Here is a 7,454-nt window from a genome sequence, read left to right on the forward strand (position 1 = left end):
ACCATGGGCCCAAGCCTCACCGCCTATGGCCAGCGGGGGACCGCCGAGCCGGTGGTGCGCTACACCTACGAGAAGATCTACAACGCCTGGGCCTTTGTTCCCTGCTCCCTCATGTACCGGGGCGGGGTGCACGGCCTTTTCACCCCGGAGGAAACCGCCGACCTGGTGGCCTTCCTACTGGACCCCGAATCCCCCATCAACCGGAGGTGAACCATGGGACGTAAGAGGCGGTGGATCCTTCTGGGCGTAGTGGCCTTGGGTACCTGGGCGGGCTTGGGGGCCTACACGCAGCAGCAGAAGCCCCTGGATCCCTTTGAAGAGGCCATGCGCCAACGGCAGATGTACCTGGAAACCTTTGGGGTGCTCCCGGGAGAGCTTTTTGTGGAGGAGGGCAAGGAGCTCTTCTTCCGCAAGGGTCCTAGCGGCAAGACCCTCGAAGAGTGCGATTTCGGCAAGGGAAAGGGGGTGTTGGAGGGCGTTTACGCCATCCTCCCCAAGTACTTCCCCGACACCAAGCGGGTGGAGGACCTGGAGACCCGGGTCTACACCTGCATGCAGACCGTACAGGGGTTTAAGCCCAGCGAGATCAAGCGGGATGAGGTGAAGGCCATCACCACCTACATCGCCTCCTTCTCCTCCAAGGCCAAGCTCCAGGTGGTGCCCAAGCACCCGGCGGAGCTGGCCATGTACAACCTGGGGCGGGAGCTGTGGTACACCCGCGCCGGAGCCCGGGATATGAGCTGCGCCGTCTGCCACGACCAGTATGCCGGCCAGCGGGTACGCCTTTCCCCGGTGAGGAGCCCCAAGCAGGGCCTGGGCAACGAGTGGCCCGCCTACCGCTTTGAGGAGGACAAGCTCTACACCATGCAGGACCGCATTGACTTCTGCTACGTGTCCATCGCCATTCCCAAGCCGGACTCCTACTCCGACGTACACATCGCCCTAACCATGTACATGCTGGCCGAGGCCACCAAGGCCGGGCGCTCCTTTGAGGAGCTGCCCTTCTTCACCCGCTAGCCATGCGCCGCCGGGAGGTTTTGGCCCTTCTTCCCCTCCTCCCCTGGGCCCGGGCCCAGGGAGGGGAGGGCTGGGTACAGGCCTTTGGGGACTTTATAAAGCGGGTACCCCCCGCCAGCTACCTGGTCTACCCCACGGAGGCCAAGGACCTCCTCCTCTTTGATCCCTTTATCCTGGACGTGCGCACGGAGGAGGAGCGGAAGAAGGGTTATATTCCCGGCTCGGTGCACATCTATGCCGGTCAGGTGCCGGATCGGCTAGGGGAGCTTCCCAAGGATAGGGAAGCCCTGATCCTGGTCTATTGCAACTCGGGAAGCGTTTCCGCGGTGGTGGCCGCCTACTTGCAGGCCCTGGGCTATAAAAACGCCAAGAACATAGCTCACGGCTTCAAAGGCTGGCTGGATGCGGGTCTAGAAGTGGAGGGAGGTTCGCAATGAGGAAGCTTTTGGCTCTGGTGGCCCTTTTGGGTTTGGGTTTCGCCCAGTCGTTGGTGGTGGAGGTTAGGGGCTCCCTGGAAGAGGTGGAGGCCAAGACCCTGGCGGCCCTGAAAGGGGTGGGCCTGGAACCCGACCGGGTCCTGAACCTGGGGGAGCAGGTGCGCCAGGTGACGGGCCCGGGTTTTCCCGAGTACCGCTTGGTGGTCCTAAAGCCGGATAAGGGGAGCGTGGAGGCGGTTTCCAAAAATCCCATGGCGGCCATCGTGTTGCCCCCTACCGTTTTCATCACGGGCCAGGGGAATAAGTTCATGGTAGGCACCTTTGATGGGCGCCTCCTCTTTTCCATGCTGCAGGCGTATGGGGGTGAGGTGGAACGCCTCACCTGGCGCCTCGAGGCGGCCCTCGGCCGGCTTGGCATCGTGAAGCGCCTGCCTCCCGCCATGATGCCGGATCCCAGTAGCGGCATGATGCCCGCCCTCATGTACCGGGTGCCGGGGGCCAAGGTGGAGGACGTGGTGCTCATGGTGGAGACCGAGCTTACCTCCCAGGGCCTTAACCTGCTTCCCAACGTGAAGGTGGGCCCGGTGACGGTGATCATGCCCTGCAAGAGCGAGTGGGCCCGGATCATGTTCCTCACCCAGCCCGCCGGGGGCTTTGCCGCCCCTTGCCGCTTCTTTGCCATGCAGATGGGCCAGGATGTCCTGGTGGGGGCTATTGAGCCCATGCTCATGACCATCATGCCGGGGGTCATGGGTACCCCCGCGGTGCCCATGCTCCAGGAGGCCCGCCAGGTGATGACGGAGATCCTGGAAGCCACGGGCGGAACCCCTTACCGCCCTGGTCAATAGGGAGGGAGTATGAGCAAGGTGAATCGGCGTCAGGTTTTGAAGACGGGTGCGGCCTTGGCCGCGGCAGGGGCCCTTTCGGGCTCGGCCTTCGCCCAGGAGTTCTATAGCCGCCCCCCCACCCTTCTCCCCCGGACCCGCAAGCCGCGGGTGGTGGTGATCGGGGGCGGCTGGGGCGGCACCACGGCGGCCCGGAAGCTGGTCCAGTCGGGGGTGGACGTGGAGGTGGTCCTGGTGGAGCAGAGGCCCGTCTTCATGTCCTGCCCCATGTCCAACCTCTTCCTGGCCGGGGCTAAGCCCTTAGAGTGGCTGGTCTTTGACTACACCAACGTGGTCAAGGACGGGGTGATCTTCGTTCAGGAAAGGGTCTTGGACATCAACCGGGACCGCCGCCTGGTGCGCACCGCTGGGGGGTACTTGGCCTACGATTTCCTGGTTCTGGCCCCGGGGATTGACTACATGTACGAGGCCATCCCCGGCTACGCCGAGGCCAAGCACCTCATGCCCGTGGGCTTCAAGCCCTTTGAGCACATCGCCTTAAGGCGGATGCTGGACCAGTTTGACGAGACGGGTGGGGAGCTGGTCATGTACATTCCCAACCCCCCTTACCGCTGCCCCCCGGGGCCCTACGAGCGGGCGGCCATGCTGGCCTGGCGGCTTAAGACCAAGGGGGTTAAGGGTAAAATCACCGTTTTGGATGCCAACCCCCAGCCCATCTCTAAGGCCCCGGGCTTCCTGGCCGCCTACAACGATCTCTACAAGGACTACCTGGAGTACGTGCCCAACACCAAGGTCACCGGTGTGGATTACGAGAAGAAGGTGGTCAAAACAGAGCTTGGGGACGTGCCCTTCACCCTGGCCAACCTCATCCCCCCCATGAAGGCCGGGGAGCTGGTGCGGGTGGCGGGTCTGGGGGAGCGTTGGGCCAACGTGCGCGCCCCCTACTTCCTCTCGGAGAAGGACGACCGCATCTACCTGGTGGGGGATATCACCGGCAACACCCCCTACCCCAAAAGCGGCATGGTGGCCTATGTTTCCGGCACCATTGTGGCCCGGCACCTGGTGGAAAGGCTTAAGGGCAAGCCCTTGGCGGAGATACCCCCCGAGCTTCCCAACAACATCTGCTATTCCTTCGTCAACAGTGAGGAGGCCATCTGGGTGGCGGCCAACTACTCTTGGGACGAGGCGGCCAAGCAGTTTAAGTCCCAAGGCTCCGTGGACAACCAGCGCTCCGCCGCCAACGGCACCGCCGCCATCGGCTGGGCCACGGGTATCTGGAACGACATGTTCGGCCCCGCCTAAAGGTTGCCCCGCCCCGCATAGGGGCGGGGTTTTCCTTGCCCGAAAGAGATACGATAGGAGGGTATATGGACCGAAGGAAGTTCTTTAGGCTCTTAGGTGCAGGAGGCCTATTTGGGCTTCTAAAGGCTAAGGCGCAAACGCCGCCTTGGGACGAGGACACCTTCGCCCCCATGAAGACCTTGGGGGCTCCCCTTTCCGAGTACGGCCAGAGGAGCCCTTTTGAGGAGGGGGTGGTGCGCTATATCTCCCCCAACCTGCGCACCCGGCACTCGGGGGCGGACTTTGCTCCCCTGGAGAAGCTGGAAGGGGTCATCACCCCTAACGGCCTGCACTTTGAGCGGCACCACGGGGGTGTGCCCCAGGTGGACCCCGCCAAGTACCGCCTGGTGATCCACGGCATGGTGGAGAGGCCCTTGGTCTTTACCCTGGAAGATCTGAAGCGTTTCCCTTCCGTGACCCGCACCTACTTCATAGAGTGCGCCGGCAACGGACAAAACGGCTACCGCAACCCCCCAGACCCCCAGCTTACGGCCACCCGGAGCCGGGGCCTGGCCTCCAATGCCAGCTGGACGGGGGTGCCCTTGGCCTTGCTTCTCAAGGAAGCGGGGGTGAAGCCGGAGGCCAAGTGGCTCATTCCCGAAGGCATGGATGCCGCTGCTTACACCCGATCCCTGCCCTTGGAGAAGGCCATGGAGGATGTGCTGGTGGCCTATGCCCAAAATGGCGAGGCCCTGCGCCCCGAGCAGGGCTACCCCGTGCGCCTGGTGGTGCCGGGCTGGGAGGGGAGCATCCAGGTGAAGTGGCTCAGGCGCATCCTGGTCACCGACCTGCCGGCCATGGCCAAGGACGAGACCAGCGAGTACACCGACGTGATGGCGGACGGCAAGGTCTGGGCCTTCACCTGGATCATGGACCCCGAGTCCATCATCACCTACCCTTCAGGCCTCCAGCAGATCAAGCCGGGCTTCCACGAGATCCGCGGCCTGGCCTGGAGCGGGTATGGGCGCATCACCAAGGTGGAGATCTCCTTTGACGAGGGCAAGACCTGGCGGCAGGCCACCTTGGAACCCCCGGTGGAGCGCTACGCCTTCGTGCGCTTCAAGATGCCCTGGCACTGGGACGGCAAGGAGGTGGTGCTTTGGAGCCGGGCTTGGGATGAGAAGGGGAACACCCAACCCACCCGGGAGGAGTTCTTCAAGAAGTGGGGCCGGAACAACCGCTACCACTACAACGCCATCCAGGCCTGGCGGATCCTGCCCGACGGCCGGGTGGTAAACGGGGATAGGCCCCTGGGCCAGCAGGCCTTTGGGCCCATGGGGGGCTGCGGCGGGGAGGTGTTTGATGGTTAAGCGCGTCCTGGTTCTTTTGGCCCTTTTGGGTCTGGCCGTGGGGGCCCGGTACAACCTGGGCACCCCCATTTCCGAGGAGTTGGTGGCCCAGTACGACCTTAGGCCCGCGGTCCTCCCCGATGGCCGGGGACTTCCCCCGGGAGAGGGAAAGGTGGAGGAAGGGGAGCGCATCTACGCGGAAAAGTGCGCCTCCTGCCACGGGGCCAGGGGGGAGGGGTATCCCTTTAACCGCTTGGTGGCCGAACCCTTCCCCATAACCAAGGATACCGAGCCCGCGGAGTTCGCCATCGGCAACTACTGGCAGTACGCCACCACCCTTTACGACTACATCCGCCGGGCCATGCCCTTTGGGGCCGCGGGTACCTTAACGAACGAAGAGGTCTACCACCTGGTGGCCTTCCTCCTCTACATGAACGGTATCATTGACGCCCACGAGCCCATCAACCAAAAGACCCTTCCCCAGGTAAAGATGCCCGCCCGGGAGCTTCTAGAGTTGGACCCGGAGACCAAGCGCCGTTTCCCCTGGCTCACCTTGCCCTAGGATGGAGGCATGAGCGTATCCTTGGCGGCGGCCTTTTTTGCGGGGGTGCTTTCCTTTCTCTCCCCCTGCGTCTTGCCCCTGGTGCCCACCTACCTGGTCTACCTGGGGGGGGAAAGGGGGCGCCCCCTTTTCAACGCCCTCTTCTTCGTGCTGGGTTTCGGCGGGGTGTTCTTCCTCCTGGGCCTGCCTTTTACCCTTCTGGGTGGGCTCCTTTTTGAGCACCGCCAAACCCTGGCCCGGGTAGGGGGTGTAGTTCTCATCCTCTTTGGCCTTTACATGCTGGGGCTGAGGCCCCGCTGGGGGGTAAGCCTCCGCTACGAGGGGGAAACGGCCCGCCCCTTGGGGGCCTTGCTCCTGGGGGCTACCTTGGCCTTGGGCTGGACCCCTTGCATCGGGCCCATCCTGGGGGCCATCCTCACCCTCACGGCGGTGGGGGGCGGGGTGGGGCTTCTTTTGGCCTACATCCTGGGCCTGGCGGTGCCCTTTTTGCTGGTGGCCCTTTTCGCTGAGCGCATCAAGGGTTGGCTGAGGAAGGCTGGGCGGCTTTCCCACTATGTGGAGCTCTTTGCGGGGGTGGTGCTCCTCTTGGTGGGGCTCTTGCTCCTCACGGGCACCTATTCCGCCTTGAACACCTTCTTCCTCCGGATCACCCCGGAATGGTTGCAGAAGTACCTCTAGGGCGGGTGTTGGAGGAGCCTTCTCTCCTAAGATGGAGGCATGTTGCTTCGCCTTCAGGCCATCTCCAAACGCTTTGGTCGGGACTGGGTGGTGCGGGACCTTTCCTTCACCCTGCAAAGGGGCGAGGTGGTGGCCCTTTTGGGGCCGAACGGCTCGGGGAAGACCACCCTTTTGCGCCTCATGGCGGGGCTCTTAAAGCCCACCCGGGGGAAGGTGGAGCGGCTGGGCCAAGCCCTTTTCCTGGCTAACCCCCCCGCCTTCCACCGCCGCCTCACCGCCCGGGAACACCTCCTCTACGACCTGGCCTTTCACGGGAAAAGGGGGGATTGGGAAGGCGCCTTGGTCCGTTTTGGTTTACCCGAGGACCTACCCCTTCTGGCCTTCTCCAGCGGCATGAGGAAGCGGCTGGCCTTGGCCCGGCTTACCCTGCTTCAGCCCGACATCTGGCTTTTGGACGAGCCGGAAACCGCCTTGGACCGGGAGGGAAGGGGGCTTTTGCTGGCCACCTTGGCCGAGGCCCGCAAGGGGGCGGGGATCGTTTTGGCCACCCACGACCGCCACCTGGCGGAGGAGGTGGCGGACCGGGCCCTGGAACTGGGGGCGGCATGAGGGTTCCCGCCAAGGGATGGCCGCAGGTTGCTGGCGGCGGTAGGGTAGGAGGGGTGAAGCGGGTTTTCCTTTTGGCCTTACGGGACCTGCGCCTCGAGGTCCGGGACCGCTCGGGGCTCCTTTCCGTTTTGGCCTTCTTTGCGGTGATGCTGTTCATCATGGCCCTGGCCTTGGGGCCTGAAGAGGGCCCTTTGCGCCGGGCGGCCCCTGGGGTGCTTTGGGTGGCCTTGGCCTTTGGGAGCACCCTCCTTTCCACCCGGGCCTTTGCCCTCGAGGTGGAGGAAAACACCCTGGATGACCTTCTCCTGGCCCCTGGGGGCAAGGAGTGGATCTACTTCGGTAAGCTGCTTTTCCAGATGCTCCTTTTGCTTCCCCTGGCCCTTTTGTCCCTCTTCATGGCGGCAGGCCTTTTTTATCTGCCCCTAGAGCGCCTCCTCCCCCTCTTTCTGACCCTGGGCCTTGGGGTTTTGGGCTACGCCAGCGTGGCCACCTTCTACGCTGGCCTCCTTTCCCGGCTTAGGGGGCGGGAGGTTCTCCTTCCCCTCCTGCTTTTCTCCTTGGTGGTGCCCGTGGTTCTGGCTTCGGTGCGGGCCACCCTGGGCCTGGTGGAGGGATTGCCCCTAGGGGAGGTGGCCCCGTGGTGGCAGCTCCTTTTGGTCTTTGATGTGGTCTACCT

The 7,454-nt window shown here is 63.9% G+C and carries 9 protein-coding genes and 1 pseudogene; all 10 read left to right on the forward strand.

The features are described 5' to 3' along the window. Positions 1-210, forward strand: a pseudogene (locus Q0693_RS00725) (sulfur oxidation c-type cytochrome SoxX); the annotation flags it as partial. Between the two features lie 3 nt (positions 211-213). Further along, a complete protein-coding gene (soxA, locus tag Q0693_RS00730; protein ID WP_298628308.1) occupies positions 214-1,017 on the forward strand; it encodes a sulfur oxidation c-type cytochrome SoxA in 804 nt (267 codons plus the stop codon). A 2-nt stretch (positions 1,018-1,019) separates the two neighbouring features. After that, positions 1,020-1,454 carry a rhodanese-like domain-containing protein gene (locus tag Q0693_RS00735; protein ID WP_298628311.1) on the forward strand — a complete coding sequence of 145 codons (435 nt, stop codon included), beginning with the start codon at positions 1,020-1,022 and terminating at the stop codon, positions 1,452-1,454. Next, positions 1,451-2,302 carry a translation initiation factor 2 gene (locus Q0693_RS00740; protein WP_298628314.1) on the forward strand — a complete coding sequence of 284 codons (852 nt, stop codon included), beginning with the start codon at positions 1,451-1,453 and terminating at the stop codon, positions 2,300-2,302. Before Q0693_RS00735 ends, Q0693_RS00740 begins: the two co-directional genes overlap by 4 nt. A gap of 9 nt (positions 2,303-2,311) precedes the next feature. Next, positions 2,312-3,601: an FAD-dependent oxidoreductase gene (locus tag Q0693_RS00745; protein ID WP_298628317.1), complete on the forward strand. Its 1,290-nt coding sequence runs from the start codon at positions 2,312-2,314 to the stop codon at positions 3,599-3,601. A 65-nt stretch (positions 3,602-3,666) separates the two neighbouring features. Further along, positions 3,667-4,950 carry a sulfite dehydrogenase gene (gene soxC, locus Q0693_RS00750; RefSeq protein WP_298628320.1) on the forward strand — a complete coding sequence of 428 codons (1,284 nt, stop codon included), beginning with the start codon at positions 3,667-3,669 and terminating at the stop codon, positions 4,948-4,950. After that, positions 4,943-5,491 carry a cytochrome c gene (locus Q0693_RS00755; RefSeq protein ID WP_243030269.1) on the forward strand — a complete coding sequence of 183 codons (549 nt, stop codon included), beginning with the start codon at positions 4,943-4,945 and terminating at the stop codon, positions 5,489-5,491. Before soxC ends, Q0693_RS00755 begins: the two co-directional genes overlap by 8 nt. Before the next feature lie 9 nt (positions 5,492-5,500). Next, complete coding sequence (gene ccdA, locus Q0693_RS00760) at positions 5,501-6,169, forward strand: cytochrome c biogenesis protein CcdA (RefSeq protein WP_298628325.1); 669 nt, start codon at positions 5,501-5,503, stop codon at positions 6,167-6,169. Positions 6,170-6,208: 39 nt separating this feature from the next. Beyond that, entirely contained in the window at positions 6,209-6,778 is a 570-nt protein-coding gene (locus Q0693_RS00765; RefSeq protein WP_298628328.1) for an ATP-binding cassette domain-containing protein, read from the forward strand. A 53-nt stretch (positions 6,779-6,831) separates the two neighbouring features. Then, the coding region (locus Q0693_RS00770; protein WP_298628331.1) for a heme exporter protein CcmB at positions 6,832-7,454 on the forward strand (623 nt) is incomplete at its 3' end.

This window comes from uncultured Thermus sp., from assembly GCF_938010445.1.
GTDB lineage: Bacteria > Deinococcota > Deinococci > Deinococcales > Thermaceae > Thermus > Thermus altitudinis.